General features: G+C 40.7%; 17 protein-coding genes. 10 read left to right on the forward strand and 7 right to left on the reverse strand.

Annotation, left to right across the window (positions count from 1 at the left end; translation table 11 throughout):
- Positions 1-32: 32 nt before the first annotated feature.
- Together ACWIB3_RS09660 and ACWIB3_RS09665 are read left to right on the forward strand one after the other, a co-directional pair.
- Positions 33-1,220, forward strand: a complete 1,188-nt coding sequence (locus ACWIB3_RS09660) for an MFS transporter (RefSeq protein ID WP_454291480.1) — start codon at positions 33-35, stop codon at positions 1,218-1,220.
- Between the two features lie 219 nt (positions 1,221-1,439).
- Positions 1,440-1,850, forward strand: coding sequence for a hypothetical protein (locus ACWIB3_RS09665; RefSeq protein ID WP_185215761.1), 411 nt, complete (start codon positions 1,440-1,442; stop codon positions 1,848-1,850).
- A gap of 1,303 nt (positions 1,851-3,153) precedes the next feature.
- Here the strand turns inward: ACWIB3_RS09665 and ACWIB3_RS09670 are convergent.
- Positions 3,154-4,371, reverse strand: coding sequence for a glycosyltransferase (locus ACWIB3_RS09670; protein WP_313262373.1), 1,218 nt, complete (start codon positions 4,369-4,371; stop codon positions 3,154-3,156).
- 76 nt (positions 4,372-4,447) lie between these two features.
- Between ACWIB3_RS09670 and miaE the strand changes: the two genes are divergently transcribed.
- Positions 4,448-5,029 carry a tRNA-(ms[2]io[6]A)-hydroxylase gene (miaE, locus tag ACWIB3_RS09675; RefSeq protein WP_093100108.1) on the forward strand — a complete coding sequence of 194 codons (582 nt, stop codon included), beginning with the start codon at positions 4,448-4,450 and terminating at the stop codon, positions 5,027-5,029.
- Positions 5,030-5,076: 47 nt separating this feature from the next.
- Here miaE and rlmN read toward each other — a convergent pair whose 3' ends face one another.
- Positions 5,077-6,162: a 23S rRNA (adenine(2503)-C(2))-methyltransferase RlmN gene (gene rlmN, locus ACWIB3_RS09680; protein ID WP_454291485.1), complete on the reverse strand. Its 1,086-nt coding sequence runs from the start codon at positions 6,160-6,162 to the stop codon at positions 5,077-5,079.
- 149 nt (positions 6,163-6,311) lie between these two features.
- Here rlmN and ACWIB3_RS09685 point away from each other — a divergent pair, with 149 nt between their 5' ends.
- Positions 6,312-6,740, forward strand: coding sequence for a hypothetical protein (locus ACWIB3_RS09685; protein WP_313262374.1), 429 nt, complete (start codon positions 6,312-6,314; stop codon positions 6,738-6,740).
- Here the strand turns inward: ACWIB3_RS09685 and ACWIB3_RS09690 are convergent.
- Both ACWIB3_RS09690 and ACWIB3_RS09695 read right to left on the reverse strand, forming a co-directional pair.
- Positions 6,724-7,611: a DUF4349 domain-containing protein gene (locus ACWIB3_RS09690; RefSeq protein ID WP_313262376.1), complete on the reverse strand. Its 888-nt coding sequence runs from the start codon at positions 7,609-7,611 to the stop codon at positions 6,724-6,726. The genes ACWIB3_RS09685 and ACWIB3_RS09690 overlap by 17 nt on opposite strands.
- A gap of 101 nt (positions 7,612-7,712) precedes the next feature.
- Positions 7,713-8,744, reverse strand: coding sequence for an LLM class flavin-dependent oxidoreductase (locus ACWIB3_RS09695; RefSeq protein ID WP_313262378.1), 1,032 nt, complete (start codon positions 8,742-8,744; stop codon positions 7,713-7,715).
- A 207-nt stretch (positions 8,745-8,951) separates the two neighbouring features.
- Here ACWIB3_RS09695 and ACWIB3_RS09700 point away from each other — a divergent pair, with 207 nt between their 5' ends.
- The gene (locus ACWIB3_RS09700; protein WP_185215766.1) at positions 8,952-9,590 is read left to right on the forward strand and encodes a ComF family protein; all 639 of its coding nucleotides are present in this window, start codon (positions 8,952-8,954) and stop codon (positions 9,588-9,590) included.
- 39 nt (positions 9,591-9,629) lie between these two features.
- On the opposite strand, the gene ACWIB3_RS09705 is transcribed toward ACWIB3_RS09700, so the two are convergent.
- The gene (locus ACWIB3_RS09705) at positions 9,630-10,016 is read right to left on the reverse strand and encodes a VanZ family protein (RefSeq protein WP_185212879.1); all 387 of its coding nucleotides are present in this window, start codon (positions 10,014-10,016) and stop codon (positions 9,630-9,632) included.
- A gap of 191 nt (positions 10,017-10,207) precedes the next feature.
- On the opposite strand from ACWIB3_RS09705, the gene ACWIB3_RS09710 reads away from it, so the two are divergent.
- From ACWIB3_RS09710 to ACWIB3_RS09725, 4 genes are all read left to right on the forward strand, one after another.
- The gene (locus tag ACWIB3_RS09710; protein ID WP_185212880.1) at positions 10,208-10,543 is read left to right on the forward strand and encodes a PadR family transcriptional regulator; all 336 of its coding nucleotides are present in this window, start codon (positions 10,208-10,210) and stop codon (positions 10,541-10,543) included.
- Between the two features lie 24 nt (positions 10,544-10,567).
- Entirely contained in the window at positions 10,568-12,337 is a 1,770-nt protein-coding gene (locus ACWIB3_RS09715) for a PspC domain-containing protein (protein ID WP_313262381.1), read from the forward strand.
- Between the two features lie 58 nt (positions 12,338-12,395).
- On the forward strand, positions 12,396-14,822 hold the full coding sequence (locus ACWIB3_RS09720) for a TonB-dependent receptor domain-containing protein (protein ID WP_185212882.1): 2,427 nt from the start codon (positions 12,396-12,398) through the stop codon (positions 14,820-14,822).
- 264 nt (positions 14,823-15,086) lie between these two features.
- Positions 15,087-15,674: an LOG family protein gene (locus ACWIB3_RS09725; protein ID WP_454291481.1), complete on the forward strand. Its 588-nt coding sequence runs from the start codon at positions 15,087-15,089 to the stop codon at positions 15,672-15,674.
- A gap of 1 nt (position 15,675) precedes the next feature.
- On the opposite strand, the gene uxaC is transcribed toward ACWIB3_RS09725, so the two are convergent.
- On the reverse strand, positions 15,676-17,088 hold the full coding sequence (gene uxaC, locus ACWIB3_RS09730; RefSeq protein ID WP_454291482.1) for a glucuronate isomerase: 1,413 nt from the start codon (positions 17,086-17,088) through the stop codon (positions 15,676-15,678).
- Positions 17,089-17,218: 130 nt separating this feature from the next.
- Between uxaC and ACWIB3_RS09735 the strand changes: the two genes are divergently transcribed.
- Entirely contained in the window at positions 17,219-18,040 is an 822-nt protein-coding gene (locus ACWIB3_RS09735; protein WP_185212885.1) for an SMP-30/gluconolactonase/LRE family protein, read from the forward strand.
- A gap of 55 nt (positions 18,041-18,095) precedes the next feature.
- Here ACWIB3_RS09735 and ACWIB3_RS09740 read toward each other — a convergent pair whose 3' ends face one another.
- Complete coding sequence (locus tag ACWIB3_RS09740) at positions 18,096-18,761, reverse strand: TlpA family protein disulfide reductase (RefSeq protein ID WP_185212886.1); 666 nt, start codon at positions 18,759-18,761, stop codon at positions 18,096-18,098.
- Positions 18,762-18,862 lie beyond the last annotated feature (101 nt).

Consider the following 18,862-nt stretch of genomic DNA (forward strand, 5'->3'; position numbering starts at 1 on the left):
CTAGTGTTAATTGTGGACCTTTGTGCCTCAATATGAATACGAATAAAATTTGGACGAGGGATTTTGTATTATCCTGTTTAGGCTGTTTCTTTCTTTTTGTAAACTTCTATATGCTGTTATCATCCATGCCATTGGCGATCAAGCAGCATATGGGCGGTACTGCTCGAGACATGAGTTTGGTTGTTTCCGTTTATCTGTTGGGGATTGTATTGTTACGTCCGTTTTCCGGGGTGATTTCAGATCGAATCGGATCTAAAAAGATTTCCGTTATTACCATGTTTTTATTTGTGGTCTGTTCATTTATGTATCTTGGGATTCATGCCATAGTACCATTGCTGCTTGTTCGGATGATACACGGGGTTTTCCATTCGCTTTCCACAACGGCACATGCCGCCATGGCCATCACTATGGTTCCCACTAGCAGAAAGGGCGAGGGAGTTGGCTATTATGGCTTGGCGATGAGCCTCTCCATGGTGCTTGGGCCAGCTTTGGGACTGTATATCTTAAATTCATTTGGCTTCGAGGTCTTGATCCTTGTGGCGTCAATCTTCTCGGTCATAAGTTGGCTATTGACCTTGTTCATAAAAAATCCAGAAACAGTTAAACACGCAGTACCTGCCAAAGTTGGAAAGCAGAAATTCAGTTTTTCAAACTTTATTGAAATGAAGGCCGTCCCGGTCTGCATTTCAGCGATGTTGTTTGCTTTCTCATATTCCTCCATTATCTCCTTTATGGCGGTTTATACGACCGAGTTAGGCATGCCGATAGCGGCTATGTATTATTTTATCACCTTCGCTATCAGCATCATGGTAACCCGCCCCATCATAGGGAAGTTATTGGATTCCAAAGGACCTAGTTATTTGATCATTCCTTCATTGATCATATTTGCCCTTGGCCTGATGATCATGGGATCAGCTACTTCCATGTTTCAGATCTTACTTTCTGGTGTGATTCTAGGGGTTGCTTACGGTGCGATATTCCCAAGTTTCCAGACCATCACCATCAAATTAAGTCCTGTGGACAAAGCCGGTTCAGCTACAGCAACCTTCTTTCTATTTTACGATAGTGGATTTGGACTGGGAGCCTTTGCTCTGGCCGTCGTGGCATCCTATTTTGGCTATGCAAAAATGTATATGATCGTAAGCGGGTTGATCCTCTTGACCTTGCTTTTATATTATCTATTATATCATCGAAAACAACAGACCTCAATAGCGAATTAATTAATTCAATAGCGATGGATACACCTTTGGTAATATTTTTCAAAGGTGTTTTTTTTATCCAATTTTCAGCCTTAACTCTTGGTTATGAGCATAAAATCGATAGAATGTTATTCTATTACAAAGGCTTCATTCATTTTCTTAACAGTTCTTGGCATAATGATTGGAAGTATGCCCGAGGAGTAAATTGAAAATTTATATAGAAACTATTTTACAAGCATTATGAAAAAGTTAATGATTTTGGGGTTAATGGCAATAGGATTGGCTTCTTGTAGCAAGGAGACGTTAAACTATGCTGAACGTGATACTGCATTGAATTTACTTCGTGCAAACAAGTGGTTTTCTGTAGTGGAAACGACCAAAGAAGAGGGTAAAGAACCAGAGGTAGATACCTTGGTAGGTGACGATGAAACACAATACATCGAATTCAGGGCAAACAACAACGCATACATTATGCTGAAGGATGCAAATTTTGCTCCTGCAATCCCTTATTCAATGCCAGAAAAGAAAACGTTGGTTTTTGATGGGGTAACTTATCAAATCCAAGAGAGCTTGATTGGTTCAATCAAGAAATTCACTGGTGTTAATGTATCTGGTACAACAACTAGAACAATAGTATTTACGAGACGTTAGGTTAAACTTAATTTTGAGAACTGGCACATGCGTTTTACGGGTGTGCCTTTTTTGATTTTAGGGCTAGCCAAATGGTTTTCTTCGTTACTTTTGAAGCCCAAAAGTAACCAAAAGGCTTCGGCTCATTTAAGATGGCTTTTCGCACCATCCATCACACATGAAAAGAATGCCTTGATGTCGAGGATGCCGTTCTTCAAAATTCTCCCTTTTGATGGGAGAATTTCTTGAAAGCATCCAAGGCCAAACCCATCGCACAGGCCAACGGCATTCTTTCCATTTTTCCGCCATTGGAAATGAGCCGGGGACAAAGAGCTTCCTTCGGAAGGTGAAATGTTTGTAGAAAACCCCTAGCGGGGTGGAATATTTTTCTATACCCTTTTTGTGTCACCTTGAGGGCTCCCCGAAGGGTCTCGGAACTATCCAAACTTCATTTGAAATAGTTTTCTCATCTTACGATTTCGAAATGACGGCGATCCTAAAAAAACAAAAAATAGATTCTTCGTTTCACTCTGAATCCCTCTTTAGCGCATTTTTATTCTGAACGATCAGTGAGGAATCTGTACGGTTCTCTACTACTATGCGTGTCATGCTGCACCGAAGGTGCAGGAACTGTACGCCAATACCATTCTTAGCTTTCTTATTTGGATAAATTCTGTAAAATTCCGAGACCCTTCCTTCGTCAGGGTGACACAGAAAGGGACATTTTTTTGCGCTATACAACCCCCAGAGGGGGTGGCATCTTTATAGAAATTGATAGTTTAAACCGGCTAACCCCTAGCGGGGTGGAATATTTTTCTATACCCTTTTTGTGTCACCCTGAGGGCTCCCCGAAGGGTCTCGGAACTATCCAAACTTCATTTGAAATAGTTTTCTCATCTTACGATTTCGAAATGACGGCGATCCTAAAAAAACAAAAAATAGATTCTTCGTTTCACTCTGAATCCCTCTTTAGCGCATTTTTATTCTGAACGATCAGTGAGGAATCTGTACGGTTCTCTACTACTATGCGTGTCATGCTGCACCGAAGGTGCAGGAACTGTACGCCAATACCATTCTTAGCTTTCTTATTTGGATAAATTCTGTAAAATTCCGAGACCCTTCCTTCGTCAGGGTGACACAGAAAGGGACATTTTTTTGCGCTGCACAACCTCTAGAGGGGGTGGCTTTTTCAAATCTTGGTCCATCCTCCTATCCTTTGCATCCTGGTTCATTCCATGATCTTGGTCCATCCTCTCATCCCGTACCCTGAGCGAAGCCGATGGGCATCCTGGTTCAAAACCCGTTGAAAGAGCGGCTGCGGTTCTTATTTCCTGTTCTTTTCTTCAATCCACTGGGATAGGTATTTGCTGGAAAGGAATTGATTGGACCAGAGAATTTGGCCTATCATGTTTTTGCGACGGTGGGTATCGGGTGCTTGTTGGATTTTTTCAAGGTCGGTTATGAAGTCTTTACCCCAATCTGGATCGATCAAGGATTCTAAAATCTGCTGTGATCTATTTGCTGCACTTTCCCATGCATGCTGGTCTTTATACAGCGAGACGGCTTTGTCAACAATTTCATCGGTTTCATCTGCAATTTCACCTGGCCATTCATGGCCGTTAAACATGGCTTCTGCGCCGACCTTGCTACTGATTGATGGAATCCCAGCGAACAAGCCATCGATAAATTTGCCTTTCAGTCCTGCGCCGAAAGGTATTGGAGCCAATAAAATGCGGTATTTTTTTAGGGTATCTACTGCATGCTCGGCCCTTCCCATAATACGGAAGCCTTGCTTTGGCTGGTTGAGTTGCCAAACCTTATCGCTGGGATAGGCACCATAGATATGCACTTCTGCTTTAGATAATTGCTTTCGGATCGAAGGCCAGATTTCCTTGATGCGTTGTACGGTTTTCCAGTTAGGTTCATGGAGGAAATTGCCGATAAAGGTAAAATGTTCCCGATCCTCAAATCCTAATTGTTTCTGTTCTTGATGGTGGATCTGGAAAGGTAAATAGCTTAATATTTGTGGATTGATGGCAAACTCTTCCTGAAGGAGCTCCATTTCATATTCGGATATGATCAAACTGAGATCCGAGCGGTAAATGGCGGTCAATTCCCGTTTCGCCAGGTCGGAATAGAGCATGTCAGCGTTGAAATCTAATCCTTTTTTATAGGCTTCTTGGCGTGCTTGCCTAACGAAATGCAGGTCTTCGGTGTCCAAAATGCGTATAGCCTGAGGACAGGCCTGCGCAACCCGCCAGCTATATTGCTCTTCGATCATGAAACGGTCGAAAAGTACAAAGTCTGGATTTAGATCTTTGATAAATTCATCAAAGGAGGAGTCGTTCAGTTTGATCTCAACCTCAGCTACAGCTTTGGCTTCTAAGGGGAAGCTATGTTCAGATTTACTGGCGGCTGAGGCAAAGGTGATTTCAAATCCTTGGGAATTAAATAGATCGATGAGCTGCAGCATTCGCCAACCTGCCGCAGAGGAGGTCGGTTCAGGCCAAACCAAACCGATGATAAACATTCTTTTTCCCATGCTGCAAATTAGCATTATTTCATGTATTTAGGGGGATGATTTTGTTTTCATTACCTTTGTGGAAATTTTCAATGCTATGTTAGGACTAAAACTTTTGACAGACCCAAGATGGGCCAATATCGCGGAATCTAATTTGGAAGAGATCTTGACGGATCATGCCTGGTGTGAACAGAAGGCAGCTTCGAATGCCATTTCATTGATTACCCAGAATTCTGAACTTGAGGATCTGGTGCATGAGCTGACTGCCATAGCCATTGAAGAGATGGAGCATTTCAAGATGGTGATCGATATCATCAAGGAGCGTGGTTATGAACTAGGTCGCGAAAGAAAGGATGATTATGTTGGGCAGTTGATGAAATTTGCCAAGAAAGATGGTTCCAGAAACCAAGCTTTTATCGATAGGCTATTGTTCGCTGCGATGATCGAAGCAAGGAGCTGTGAACGATTCAGGGTATTGTCCAAGAATATCAAGGATCAGGATCTGGCGAAGTTCTATCATGATCTTATGGTTTCGGAAGCGAACCATTACACCACCTTCCTGAATTTTGCCAAGAAATACACAAAAGATGTGGATGTAGATAAGCGTTGGAAAGAATGGTTGGAGTTTGAAGGAAATCTTATCCAATCCTACGGTAAGAAAGAACAGATCCACGGATAATAAGGATATTAAAAAAGGCATTTCTTTCGAAATGCCTTTTTCTATTTTTATGCCTCGATGACTTCTTTATCTTTATCCTTGATGGCCAATTGACCACAGGCCGCATCGATATCTTTTCCTCTACTTCTGCGCACATTGGTGATCACGCCTTGGCTACGTAAGTAAGTGGCAAACTGATCGATCTTATCCGCTTCTGCATTCACGAAATCTGCCAAAGCAATTGGGTTATATTCGATGATATTGACCTTGCAAGGTACATTCTTGCAGAATTTTGCCAACTCTTTGGCATCCTGTAGTTCATCATTGAAATTATGGAAAACAATGTATTCGAAAGTAATCGGGCTCTTTGTTTTAGCATAGAAATATTTCAATGCCTCAGCCAGTGCTGCCAATGAGTTCTGTTCATTGATCGGCATGATTTCATTCCTTTTGTCATCGTTTGCCGCGTGCAGTGAAAGTGCAAGATTAAAGCGAACTTCATCGTCCCCTAATTTCTTGATCATTTTGGCGATTCCGGCAGTGGAAACTGTAATTCGTTTCGCCGCCATGTTCAGACCATCTGGGGAAGTGATGCGATCCACCGATTTCATCATGTTGCTGTAGTTCAACAAAGGTTCACCCATGCCCATATAGACGATATTGGTCAATGGATGTCCATATTTTTCTTCCGCCTGTTTTGCGATCAATACGACCTGATCATAGATCTCATCGGCATTCAAGTTTCGCTTACGGTCCATATAACCGGTAGCACAGAATTTGCAAGTCAAGCTACAGCCCACCTGAGAACTCACACAGGCCGTCATGCGGTCGTCTGCAGGAATCAAGACTCCTTCAATTACGTTGTTGTCGTATAAGCTGAATGTACTTTTTATGGTTTTATCCGAGCTGATCTGGGATTGTTTTACCTTAACGGCGTTGATGGTAAAATTGGCCTTCAGGGTTTCGCGCAATGACTTGCTCAGGTTGCTCATTTCATCGAAATCAGTACAGGATTTTTGCCATAGCCATTCGTAAATCTGCTTGGCACGAAAACCCTGTTCACCCATTTCAACAAGTGCATCCTTTAATTGAGCTAAACTCAAGCTCCTGATATCTACCGTTTTTACTGCTTTTTCCACGTTACAAAGATACATCAAAAATTATAAGCTAGAAGTAATAATATTCTTGTAGAGCCAATCAAGGTGTTATGCAATAAATTATCATTATCAATTTGTTATCTCTTTTCTTTGCTTCGTTAAATTTCTTTCCGAATATTTATTATTGGGCATATAATCATTGGCTGATGGATAAAGGAAAGGTAATCAGGATTTTGATGTGCATGCTGCCCATCTTTATTCTGTCTTGTAAGCAGGTGAGAACCAATTTTTGTATTCGAGATTTTAAGAAAGAATTTAGGCGGAGTGTATCCGAAGGGAAGATTGATTTCCAGCAGATGAACTGTTTTCCTTGGGACACCTTGATGATCTTGGCTCCCTATCATTACAGTGATCAGATCAAAGAAGAAACTGGTCTGGTTATTCCGGGGTATTTAAGCAGTGTAAATGCAGAAAAAGCCTTTTTGGTATTTTTGGAGAGGAGAAATATCCAAAGGATCATTCCCATTTCGCAGCAGGATCTGGATCTCGGTTCCTATATCCGCCAAAAAGCTTTTTCTGCAAGTTTCCTGATCATGGACAGGAAGGATTGTAGCTCAATTATTCTTGAGAATTAATCTTCTTTGCTTTCCTGTTTTTTCTGATTCTCTGGATTGCCCACAACACGAGGATAACAATTGTCCACACTGGCCATAAGCTGATGATGCCTAAAGCTATGGTCTGGATCATATTCCAGCCAAAAACCAATGAATCCTTGATTTTTACCCAAAAGGAATTACTGCCCATTGGGAGATTAGCTTGGTATTCGAAAAGATTGATGGTAATTGTGCTATAGTTTACCTGATTGCTCAGATTTCGCATGGTCGCTTCACTACTCTCAATATCTTCCTGCAATTGTCGGATCTGTTCTTGGATTTCAAGTAGGTCCTTTACATTTTTCGCACTGCTGACCATATTCTGATAGCGTTCAAGGAATGCTCTTTTGCTTTTAAGCCTTGACTCTATATCATAATATTCAATAGAAACATCTCTTGCACTGATGTTTTTCTCGGTTACTTTATCCTCTCCATTTTCCAGTTCATTCAAGAAATGGTCAAAGGCATTTGCTGGGACACGGATGCTGAGGTTATAGGAGGTGAAATCATTGTTGTTATTCGTGATTTCTTGTTCGTAATAAGCATTGTGTTTTTTTAACAGCGCATCCAGACTGGCTTTACTTTGCTCAATTTTTTTGGATTCTAGTGATATGTTCCCTGTACGGATGATCTTGGCTTTTGAATTTTGTTGATTCTGAAGCGGCTCATTTTGTGGGGCTTCATTTCTATCAGCGGAAGTGCCTTTCAACATTCTGGCTTCTGGAGCAGGTATGTTATCTTCAAGGGTTACAATTTCTACATTCGCAGCGTTAGCTTGAGATTCATTCTGTTTATTTGAGCATGCTCCCATTGCTAGTAGCATAACGAGGAGCCAAAAATAATTTCTTTTCATATTGTAAGTTTATAGGGTGATGCAGGAATTTTGGAAATTCCATAAATTGAAACAAATAAAAAAAGGGCCATGGCCCTTTTTTTATTTGTTTTAACAATAGTTTATTTCAATGCAGCTTTCACTTTTGGAATGATTTGGTTTCCGTAAATTTCAATGGCTTTCATCATTTTACTGTGATCTGGGCTACCCACATCTGTATGTGCAGAGAACCTGGTCAATCCAAAGGTTTCTTGGATCTGCAAGATTTTGTCTACGGATTCATTGACATCGGCCACGATAAGGTGCCCATGGTTTGAACGTCCATAGTCATATTGTGTTCTTTGGTATGGAGGCCATCCTCTTGATGCTCCGATTCGGTTCATCTGTGCAGAATAATATGGATAATACCAATCAGCGATTTCTTTGGAATTTTCTCCGAAGAAGGAGTGCATATGCACTCCGACTTGGTATTTGCTCATGTCGTGACCATTATCTTGGTAAGCTTGTTCATAGATTTCAAATAGAGGTTTGAAATTGATCGGCGAGCCGCCAATAATGGCAAACATGACCGGTAGGCCCAATCTACCTGCGCGGATTACGGATTCGGTCGTACCGCCCACTGCAATCCAAATCGGTAATTTATCATTGACCGCTCTTGGGTAGATGCTTTGATTGATCAAGCTAGCACGGTGTTTACCAGTCCAGTTGACGGTCTGTGAATTGTTGATACGAAGCAGAAGGTCCAGTTTTTCTTCAAATAGTGTGCTGTAGTCTTTTAAGTCATATCCAAAAAGTGGGAATGATTCAATGAAAGACCCACGTCCGGCCATGATTTCTGCCCTACCATTTGAAATCAAGTCCACGGTTGCAAAATCCTGGTATAGTTTGACAGGGTCAGACGAGCTCAATACAGAAACTGCTGATCCCAGTTTGATTCTTTTTGTCACGGTTGCTGCTGCAGCAAGCACAATTTCAGGTGCCGCAACGGCGTAATCTGCACGGTGGTGTTCACCCATTCCAAAGAAATCAACACCCACTTCATCCATCAATTTGATTTCTTCTATTATTTCCTGTAGCCTTTGTTTCGGCGCTTGTATTTTCCCAGTTTGAGTATCAATTTGCAAGTCCCCAAACATGCCTATTCCTAATTCCATCTGTTTTTCCTTTCTTATATTAGTCTACAAAAATACAACCTGAATTGTTCTTAACTGTTGATTTATGATAAGAAGTGAAAGTGTAATGAATTCTTAACCTAATTGCAGTTATTTTTTAATGAACGGGATTTATTTTTAAGCTCTTAACTGCTTGAAATGCTTCAATACTGGCGTTCGTTTCTCCATTTATTTTATCCAGAGTTGTGCATGGGTTGTAACGCGGCCTTGATTGCACAAGAAGAGATTATCTGTACCTCCTGTTTATTTCATCTTCCTTATACGGCATTCCATATGGATTCAAATAATGAAGCCATGCAATTACTGAAGGGGAAGTTTCCGTTCGAATTTGCTGCCTGCATGCTGCATTTGCGATCAGGCTCCATTGTGGAAAAATTGATCTATAACCTGAAGTATAATAATCACCCTCAAGTGGGGGAATATTTGGGGACGAAGTATGGAACAAGCTTACGGGAATCTCCATACTTTGCTAAGATAGATATGATCGTTCCGGTTCCGCTCCATCCTAAAAGATTGCTGAAACGGGGATATAACCAAAGCGAATGCATTGCAGCGGGTTTGTCGCTGGGCATGGATGTTCCGGTCAATACTCGATTGCTACATCGTGGGAGATATCAAAAAAGTCAGACCAAGATGTACCGATCAGACCGTATCGGCAATGTTGCAGATTCCTTTTATTGTAAAAATGGAGAGCAATGGGCTGATAGCCATATCCTTTTGGTAGACGATGTGTTGACCACCGGCGCGACGATGGCGGCTGCTGCGGAAGCATTGATCAACCACATTCCCCATTGTAAGATTTATATTGTCAGCATCGGTCGGGCCTAAACTTGCTTATTGCAGGGCCAGACCATCGACGCTTCAGGATCAGGAATATTGAAACTTTCTGTTGTATAATAACAGATAGCTAAAAAGAGCCATTCCAATTCCTACATAATCAGCGAAAATATCCCACCAATCAGCTTGTCTTGAATCTGTAAAATACATCTGGGCTCCTTCGGTAAAGAAAGCGAAGAAAGAGGCCACACAGAAAACGATGATAAAGGTTTTAACTTTTGTTGCTCTTCTTTTGGTATCAACCACTCTTCCAAAAAGGATTAAAGTAGTCAATAAGTAGAAGCTACCGGTATGGACCAGCTTGTCAAATCCTTGAAAAAAACCTTCCGTTGGAAAGTCATTCGCGGGCAACAATAAGAGGAGCATCATTATAATTGCCCAAATAATTGCCCATGCATAGTTTATTATCCAATTCATTGTTGATAAAAATCGTATTTAAATGTCAGATTAAAAAGCTTTTGCATCAATTTTTTTGTCTTCCAACAAGCTGTTAGATATTTTGATAAAAAATTATTTAGCTGTAAATCAATTGATTATGGTGTTATTATGAAAAAATATAGTACTATGTATTGCAAAGTACCATCCAAAGGATATATCTTTGTATTGTTATGATAGCTGAAAATACACAAACCCAAATGAGGAAAGGAATACTGGAATACTGTATTCTTTCAATTATTTCTCGGGGAGAAATATATGCCTCAGACATTATCAGCGAATTAAAAAAAGCTGAATTGTTGGTGGTTGAAGGAACACTATATCCATTACTTACCAGATTGAAAAATAACGGTCTATTAAGTTACATCTGGAAGGAGTCTACTTCAGGTCCACCAAGAAAATATTACCAGATTACTTCCGAGGGGATGGAAGTATTGAAACGATTGGATGTTACTTGGAAAGAATTGGTCTTTGCGGTGGAGACATCCTTAGAAAACAGAGAAATTTAACTATACCATTAACTAAATACAGCCATGAACAAAACTATAATCATCAATATAAACAGTATCGTCTTTCATATCGAGGAAGATGCATATGAAATTCTTCGATCCTATATGATCGAAATCAAAAGGCACTTCGGGAATTCTGAAGATAGCCGAGAGATTCTTGAAGACATTGAGAACCGTATTGCGGAAATGTTTTCTGAACGTATCCAAACAGGTCGCAAGGAAGTGATCAACCGTGAGGATGTCGATCAGGTCATTGCGCAAATGGGAAGGGTAAGTGACTTTGAGTCTGAAATCGGCGATGAGCCACGCGTAGAAAACGAACCTAGAGCTGCTTTTGCAGATCAGGCTGATCCTGCGGGCAACTTCCAATCTGAGCAACAAGCTGAACAAGAGCCAGGACATGAGCAAGCAGCTGATCCTAGTTTCACAGAATACTTGACTTCGAAGAAGTTAATGCGTGACATGGACGACAAGGTGCTGAGCGGGGTTTGTAGTGGATTATCGCATTATTTCAATATTGAAGCGAAGTGGGTAAGGATCATCTTTATTTTGTTCTTCTTATTCGGTGGATCAGGAGTGCTATTGTACTTCGTGCTTTGGGCAGTAATGCCGAAGGCAGTGACACGTGCCGATAAATTGGCGATGCGTGGTGAACAGGCCAACCTGCACAATTTCAAGAAGTCTTTCGATGAAGAAATGAAAGGAGTTCGCGAAAATTTTTCGGGAGCCGGCGAGCATATTAGTCGAGGAGCTCGTTCGGTTGGAGACTCTTTAGGATCTTTTTTCTCGGTCATTGGAAAAATCTTAGCTGTGTTAGTATTGATCTGGGCAGGCTTGAGCATCATTGGTCTCTTTGTGTTCTTTGTATTCAACGTGTTGAATATTATGGGCTACCAAAACCCAATGTTTTTCCCTCCACTTGAGGTGCTAGACCCTGCTTCAGCCTTGTTTGCCATCCTAGCGGGAACCCTTGCCATCATCATCCCATTATTGGCGCTGTTCTTCTTGTTATTGCGTGTTGTCTTCAAGACAAAACCAATGAACAACTATGCAAGTATGTCCCTATTGGCGGCTTGGATTGTATCTATTGTCATGATTTTATACTTCGTGGTGGTGACCAATCAAGATTTTGTGGAAGAGAGCACCATTTCCGTAGAGAAAACATTGGACAAAAAAGACACCTATGTGATTTCAGAGAATGATGTTCGCGTCATCAAAGCTTCCGATGAGGACTTTAGCAAGAATAAAATCAATCCGGACAAAGGAGGGATGTTGATCGGTAATTACTTGCGTAATGATATTTCTGTCCACATTGAGTCGATTGACTCCTTGAAGACACCATATATACAATATAACTATATCGCAAAAGGATCTTCCTATGCAGCAGCATCGGCTAGAGCTTCCAAGATTTCTTATAGGGTCAACCAAAATGCAGAGAACTTAATGTTCGATAGTCATTTTGCACTGGAAGACAAACAATTGATCCGTGATCAGCATGTGAGAATGAACCTTTACTTGCCAGTTGGAACTAAAGTTCTATTGAACAAGAATATGGAGTGGAAAGTACGCGATATATGGGCAAATGAATGTCACGGAAAAGAAGAATCTAAATTTTCTGAGTGGATCATGACGAAAAATGGCTTGAAATGCATCTTAAAATTAGAGGAGGAGAAAGCCAAGGAAGCAGAAGAGTTGAAGAAGGAAGCGGAGGAAGAATTAGAAAAGACAAAAAAAGAAGATAAGAAAGCAACCTCTGAGGAAGAAGAATCGTCTTCAGAGGAGAATAACGCATAAGGGGCAATAGAATACTAACATAAAAAAACTAATCAAAATTACATTAATACCTAAGAAAATGGGAAGAATAATTACCATACTGATCCTCTTTCTGGCGGCAGTAGCTAGCAAAGCTATAGCCAGCCCTGAGGCGCAGGATACAGATATCAAGGGGCGGGTCCTGAACCAGGACAAACAACCATTAGCCTCAGCATCAGTATATTTAATGTCATCGACGGCGAATGTATTGATCAAAAGTGCGGTTACAGATGAGAATGGGGTTTATACCATCATCAAAGCTCCGAAAGGATCCTATTATATCGAAGTTAGTTCAGTAGGCTACAGCAAGGGCAAATCTGCAGTCTTTGAATTAGGCGATAAAACCTATGAAGTTGAAGATATCGTGATGGGGACAAGCAGTCAAGCGATTGAGGCAGTTACCGTTCAAGGACAATTACCAATGGTCCAGAATGTAAATGGCAAATTAGTGTTGAACGTAGAGAATTCAACATTGGCGGCCGGTAACAATGCCTTGGAAGTTGTAAAGCGTGCGCCTGGGGTAAGTGTGGATAAGGATGATAATCTGCAATTGATGGGGCAGCAGGGGGTGAATGTCACTATTGATGGCAGACAGACCTTTATGACCGGAGAGCAATTGACAAACTTCTTAAAGTCAACCGATGCCGGTCAGATCAAGAGTGTAGAGGTGACTACGACAAGGTCTGCTAAAGACGATGCAGAAGGTGCGGTAGGTACCATCAATATCGTGCTGAAAAAGAACAGGACCGAAGGTTTCAATGGATCATTTGTGGCGAGTGCGGCACATGGTAAGCATTTCAGAGGGAATAGCTCGTTGAACCTGAACTATAAAAAGAACAATACCACTTTATTTGGTTCCTATGCGTATACCAATAATAAAGAGGAGAATGAAATCCAGATCATGCGTGAGATCAGCGGTGGTAACAAAACCACATTTTTCGATCAAAATGCATCGATGATCGAGGACAACAACAACCATAACTATAGGTTAGGTATTGAGCAGAAGACTTCTGACCGCAATACCATGATGCTTCAGTTATCTGGAAACAGATATGCAGAAGATTCTGAAAACAGGAGTAGAACTGATATCGGCTTTACACCGACAAGTATTGACTCGGTTTTGAGATCGCCATCCTTCAATAAGATGAGTTTGGATAGGATGTCCTTAAACTTCAATAACGAATTCAAGATGGATACACTGGGTCAGAAATTGACTTTAGATCTTGACTGGAGCACCTTTGAAAACCGTTCGAACATGAACTATACCTATAGGACTGAGAAATTGGATGGTGAACTTTATAAACCAGAGGAGCGTGAGCGAAGCAATATGCCAACGGATATCGATATCTATGTGGGTAAATTGGATTACGTAAAACCATTCAAAAAAGGAAGTCTAGAGGCCGGTGTGAAATACAGTAATGTGAAATCCGACAACAATATGGTTTTCGATCAATTGAATGGGGATACTTGGGAAAATGTAGCCAATAAGTCTAACCACTTTATCTATACAGAGCAAATCTCTGCTGGATACTTAGATTATAGCCGACCTTTTGGAAAATGGACTGCGAAGGTTGGTCTGCGTGCAGAATACACCATTTCTGATGGTAATTCAGTGACCAATAATGATCGGGTAAAGCGTGATTATCTGGACTTTTTCCCATCTGCAAATATCGGTTATAACCTAAGTGAGAATCATATTTTTTCTTTAGGCTATGCCAAGAAGATCACACGTCCAAATTATCGTTTCTTGAATCCGTTCAGGTATTATATTGATAAATTGACCTATCAACAGGGTAACCCTTATATCAATCCGCAATATACGCATGGATTTACATTGAACTATACCTTGATGAAGATGTTCAACTTTACTTTGGGTACCGATATAACCAATGATGCGATGGTTGAAAGTATGGGGCAGGATTCCGTTACGAATACAACCTGGGTAACCAGGGAGAACCTTGGTAAATCCTTGACTTCTTATTTAAACTTGAACCTGCCATTCAGAATTGGCAAGATCTGGACCATGAACAACAATATTACCGGTATCTATATGCACTTTAAGGGTCCGATTGCAGGACATGAGGTGGATAATGGATCGTTCTTCGTACAGGCAAACAGTTTCAATAGCTTCAAGTTGAATCCACAGTGGTCATTAGAAGCATCCATCAACGGAAATACACCTTTTGTATACAACTTGTTTAAGATACATGGAAGGGTTTCAGGAGATATCGGGGCTAACTATAACTTCAAAGACCAGAAAAGCTCATTGAAACTGGCTGTAACCGACGTGTTCCGTAGCAATAGAAATAACTTGTCTACTGACTTCCACGAGTTTCAATCGAGGATCCGTCAGTACCATGACAATCAAACAGTACGCCTTACTTTCACTTACAAATTCGGAAACCTAAAACAACAGATCCGAAAAAGCGACTCGAGAAACGAGGAAAAAGACAGAGTAGGCAACTAATAAAGAACTTTGTTTCAATGTTTAGTTAATGAGGTCCTAGACTCCCAGTCTGGGGCCTTGGTTTTTTTTGGTAGTATTTAGTATTAAGTATTTAGTATTTAGACCTGGGGCTACTAACCCAACTCCAACTTAATACGCAAGAAAATCAATCTAAATACTAAATACTAACTACTAAATACTAACTACTAAATACTAGACACTAAATACTACTCTGAAAAACAGTCTTAATACTAAATACTAGCTACTAAATACTAAATTTGTTTCATGAAACTAAATCAAATCGTTGTTTTTTGTGCTTCGAGTCCTGGCTTTGATGGGACTTTTGTGAAAGCTGCAGAGGAAGTTGGGAAAGTTTTTGTGGACCGTGGGATAACCTTAGTTTATGGTGGAGGTAGAGTTGGCTTGATGGGAGCGGTTGCAGATGCGGTCATGGAAAACGGAGGTCAGGTTATAGGGGTAATTCCTCAGTTTTTGAACAGTAAGGAGATTGGTCATAGTGAGATTACGCAGTTGATCGAAGTGGATACCATGCATGAGAGGAAGGCGAAGATGAATGCCTTATGTGATGCGGTCATTGCGCTTCCCGGTGGTTTTGGAACAATGGAGGAGTTGTTTGAAATGACGACCTGGGGTCAATTGGGCCTGCATAAAAAACCTATCGGGATCCTGAATGTAGATGGTTTTTATGATCATTTGATTGCATTTATCCAACATATGGTTGATACGGGGCTGTTGAAAGAGGAAAACCAAAGGATGATCATGTATTCGGACAAGATCGAAGACTTGTTGGAACAAATGGAGGCCTATGAAGCTCCACCTGTTCCAAAATGGTTGAATCTGGAAAAATCTTGATCTAACCTTGTTTCTTGAAAGGGAAATAGGCTTTGGCATTGTAATAACAGATGTCCTGTACGATCTTGCCAATCCACTTCATATCATGCGGTAATTCACCATTGACGATATCCTCTGCGAAAATATTGCAGAGTAACCTTCTAAAATATTCATGTCTTGGGAATGACAGGAAACTACGGGAGTCGGTCAACATCCCTACAAATCGGCTGATCAACCCAATGTTTGAAAGACTGTTGATCTGTTTTGTCATCCCGTCTTTTTGGTCATGGTACCACCATGCTGAACCATATTGTATCTTGCCAGCTGTAGTTCCATCATTGAAATTGCCACACATTGCGGCAAACAGGTCATTGTCGGATGCATTCAGATTGTATAGGATTGTTTTACCCAATTTTTCTTTCGCAGCCAAGCGGTCTAAGAATTTTACCAAGCCCAAACCTTGGGAATAGTCGCCGATACTATCAAATCCGGTATCAGGTCCCAGTTTTTTCAAGGAGCCGGAATTTGTGTTACGGAAAGCCCCTACATGAAATTGCTGAACCCAATTCTTTTCATTGTCCCATTCTGCAAAATGAAGCAATAATGCGGATTTAAATTTATTGATTTCCTCTAGCGTCAAATCATTCCCCTGTCTAACCTTAGTGAAGATGTTGGAGATTTCCGCCTCTGTGAAATCTTCTGCATATAGGTGACTCAAGCCATGGTCAGAAACACAACAGCCGTTCTGGGCAAAGAAATCATGTCGGGATTTTAGGGCATCGAGGTAATCTTGCAGATTGTTGATATCGCTATTGGCTACCTCTCCTAGTCGGTTTACATATTGGTTGAAAGCTTCTTTGTTCTCCGGACTCATAGCCTTATCAGGTCGAAAAGCGGGGAACATATCAAATTTACCTGGGTTCTTGGCATAAGCCTGATGGAACTCCAGCGAGTCGATAGGGTCATCTGTGGTACAGATGGTTTCCACTTTCATCTGTTCCAATAACCCATGGACCGACATATTGGGTTGTGCCAAATCTTGGTTGGCTTTTTCGAAAACGGCATCAGCATTGTCGGCAGATAGGAGGTCATGAATGCCAAAATAGCGTTGCAATTCGAGATGGGTCCAATGGTATAATGGGTTTCTTAAGGTATAAGGGACTGTTTCGGCCCATTTTTGAAACTTTTCTTGGTCACTTGCGGCACCTGTAATAAATTTTTCATCGACCCCATTTGCGCGCATGGCTCTCCATTTGTAATGGTCGCCATGTAACCAAATTTCAGTGATATTTGAAAATTGTTTATTGGCAGCCACCTCGTTAGGTGGTAAGTGATTATGATAATCTATAATAGGTAGTTCTTTTGCATAGTCATGGTAAAGCTCTTCTGCCACTCGGCTTTGCAAAAGAAAATTTTCATCCAAGAATGGTTTCATACGCTATGATTGTTAGATTTTAAGTTTAGAATTGACAGAGCTTGAAAATAAGTAATTCTGCGCAAAAAGCTAACAAAAAGCTATTAAAAATGTTATATTTATAATAAAAGGATAAACACAAGCATTGAATATGAAAACTACCTTATTAATTACATTGATAGTCTTTTGCTCACAACTGGGCTTTAGTCAGACGAAATTGACTCAACTTTGGGAGTCTAAGGAACAGCTTCCTACCCCAGAATCGGTTTTATATTCGCCAGAGAAATCGGCTTTGTACGTGTCATTGATAGACGGAGATGGCGTTGCAAAGGATGGAAAGGGCGGAGTGGCCATTTTGAATTTGGACGGAAGTCTAAAGGATGCGACTTGGGTGCAAGGACTGAATGCTCCTAAAGGTTTGGCCATGCATAAAGACTTGCTTTATGTTGCTGATATTGATGAAGTCGTGGTGATCGACATGATTACCGGTAATGTCATCAACCAAATTAAGATCCCTGATGCACAATTCTTGAATGATGTCACTGTGGACAACAATGGAAAGGTCTATGTCTCTGATACCAGGAAAGGAGAGATTCACCTGATCCATAATAATAAACCATCTCTTTTCATGAAAGATGTAAAGGATGTCAATGGCCTACGTGTTATTGATGGTGTGTTGTATGCGATGGCAGGTCCTGAATTATGGAAAATTGACGCCAATAAAAATCATACTGTTGTGGCTAAAGGATTGCAATTGGGTGGTGATGGATTAGAGCCTGTTGGTGATGGCAGTTATTTGGTGACTTGTTGGGGAGGATTAATCTATCATATCGCAGCAAACGGAACTGTAACTGAACTATTAGATGTAAGGGATAAGATGAAAACTGCGGATTTAGGATACAACCAAAAAGAGAAAATCTTGTATGTTCCAACCTTCTTGAACAATAGCGTTGTGGCGTATAAGTTAGACTAAAACAATAATTAAGACATAAAAAAAGGATTCAAGCCATAACTTGAATCCTTTTTTATTATTTCAGGATCTCCCTGAGCTTATTGTTGAGTTCGTCGCCATGCAGGTTTCGTGCTACAACTTTTCCTTCAGGATCCACCAAGATATTTTGCGGAATGGCTTTCACGCCATAAGCTAGACTTGCTGAGTTGTTCCAGCCCTGAAGATCGGAAACATGCTTCCAAGTCAGGTTGTCATCTTTTACTGCTTTTGCCCAAGGTTCAAATTCCTTGTCAAATGATACTCCTAAGATTTCGAAGTTTTTATCCTTGAATTCAGCATAAGTCTTGACCAACTTAGGGTTTTCTTCACGGCAGGGAGGACACCAGGAAGCCCAAAAATCAATGAGTACATATTTACCTTTCAGATCCGATAGGGAATATGGTTCACCTGCTAAATCAAATTGGGTGATGCTTGGCGATTTTTTGCCAGGCAGGGTATTCTTAAGGGCGTCCAAATAGCGATCAAAGATTTTACCTTCGGTGGATTTCTTGACTTTTTTATCCAACGTCTTGAATAGATCGGCCAATTCCTGGTATTCTGGGAAATAGCCACCCACTCTTTGGATTAGACGGATTGAGCTTACCTCCTTGGGATTTGCCTTTACTTGTGCAATGAGTTCTTCCTTGGTTTGTGCGAACAAAAGACTCGGTATAAATGCTATTAAAAATATTAATTTCTTCATTTTGTGAATTATGATTTCCAAAATTATCAATAATCTACCAAACAAGTAGATTATTTTTTGTAAAATTCTCATAGATAGAGTCAATTATTTAAAATTATATT

The organism is Sphingobacterium sp. NPDC055431 (assembly GCF_053644255.1).

What these genes read in the sequence shown, in the direction of transcription:
- ACWIB3_RS09700 (WP_185215766.1), top strand. Translation starts at nt 8,952, where the DNA reads ATGGGTTGTAACGCGGCCTTGATTGCACAAGAAGAGATTATCTGTACC.
- ACWIB3_RS09725 (WP_454291481.1), top strand. Translation starts at nt 15,087, where the DNA reads ATGAAACTAAATCAAATCGTTGTTTTTTGTGCTTCGAGTCCTGGCTTT.
- ACWIB3_RS09665 (WP_185215761.1), top strand. Translation starts at nt 1,440, where the DNA reads ATGAAAAAGTTAATGATTTTGGGGTTAATGGCAATAGGATTGGCTTCT.
- ACWIB3_RS09715 (WP_313262381.1), top strand. Translation starts at nt 10,568, where the DNA reads ATGAACAAAACTATAATCATCAATATAAACAGTATCGTCTTTCATATC.
- rlmN (WP_454291485.1), bottom strand. Translation starts at nt 6,162, where the DNA reads ATGTATCTTTGTAACGTGGAAAAAGCAGTAAAAACGGTAGATATCAGG.
- ACWIB3_RS09685 (WP_313262374.1), top strand. Translation starts at nt 6,312, where the DNA reads ATGGATAAAGGAAAGGTAATCAGGATTTTGATGTGCATGCTGCCCATC.
- ACWIB3_RS09660 (WP_454291480.1), top strand. Translation starts at nt 33, where the DNA reads ATGAATACGAATAAAATTTGGACGAGGGATTTTGTATTATCCTGTTTA.
- ACWIB3_RS09720 (WP_185212882.1), top strand. Translation starts at nt 12,396, where the DNA reads ATGGGAAGAATAATTACCATACTGATCCTCTTTCTGGCGGCAGTAGCT.
- uxaC (WP_454291482.1), bottom strand. Translation starts at nt 17,088, where the DNA reads ATGAAACCATTCTTGGATGAAAATTTTCTTTTGCAAAGCCGAGTGGCA.
- ACWIB3_RS09695 (WP_313262378.1), bottom strand. Translation starts at nt 8,744, where the DNA reads ATGGAATTAGGAATAGGCATGTTTGGGGACTTGCAAATTGATACTCAA.
- ACWIB3_RS09740 (WP_185212886.1), bottom strand. Translation starts at nt 18,761, where the DNA reads ATGAAGAAATTAATATTTTTAATAGCATTTATACCGAGTCTTTTGTTC.
- ACWIB3_RS09710 (WP_185212880.1), top strand. Translation starts at nt 10,208, where the DNA reads ATGATAGCTGAAAATACACAAACCCAAATGAGGAAAGGAATACTGGAA.
- ACWIB3_RS09690 (WP_313262376.1), bottom strand. Translation starts at nt 7,611, where the DNA reads ATGAAAAGAAATTATTTTTGGCTCCTCGTTATGCTACTAGCAATGGGA.
- ACWIB3_RS09670 (WP_313262373.1), bottom strand. Translation starts at nt 4,371, where the DNA reads ATGGGAAAAAGAATGTTTATCATCGGTTTGGTTTGGCCTGAACCGACC.
- miaE (WP_093100108.1), top strand. Translation starts at nt 4,448, where the DNA reads ATGTTAGGACTAAAACTTTTGACAGACCCAAGATGGGCCAATATCGCG.
- ACWIB3_RS09705 (WP_185212879.1), bottom strand. Translation starts at nt 10,016, where the DNA reads ATGAATTGGATAATAAACTATGCATGGGCAATTATTTGGGCAATTATA.
- ACWIB3_RS09735 (WP_185212885.1), top strand. Translation starts at nt 17,219, where the DNA reads ATGAAAACTACCTTATTAATTACATTGATAGTCTTTTGCTCACAACTG.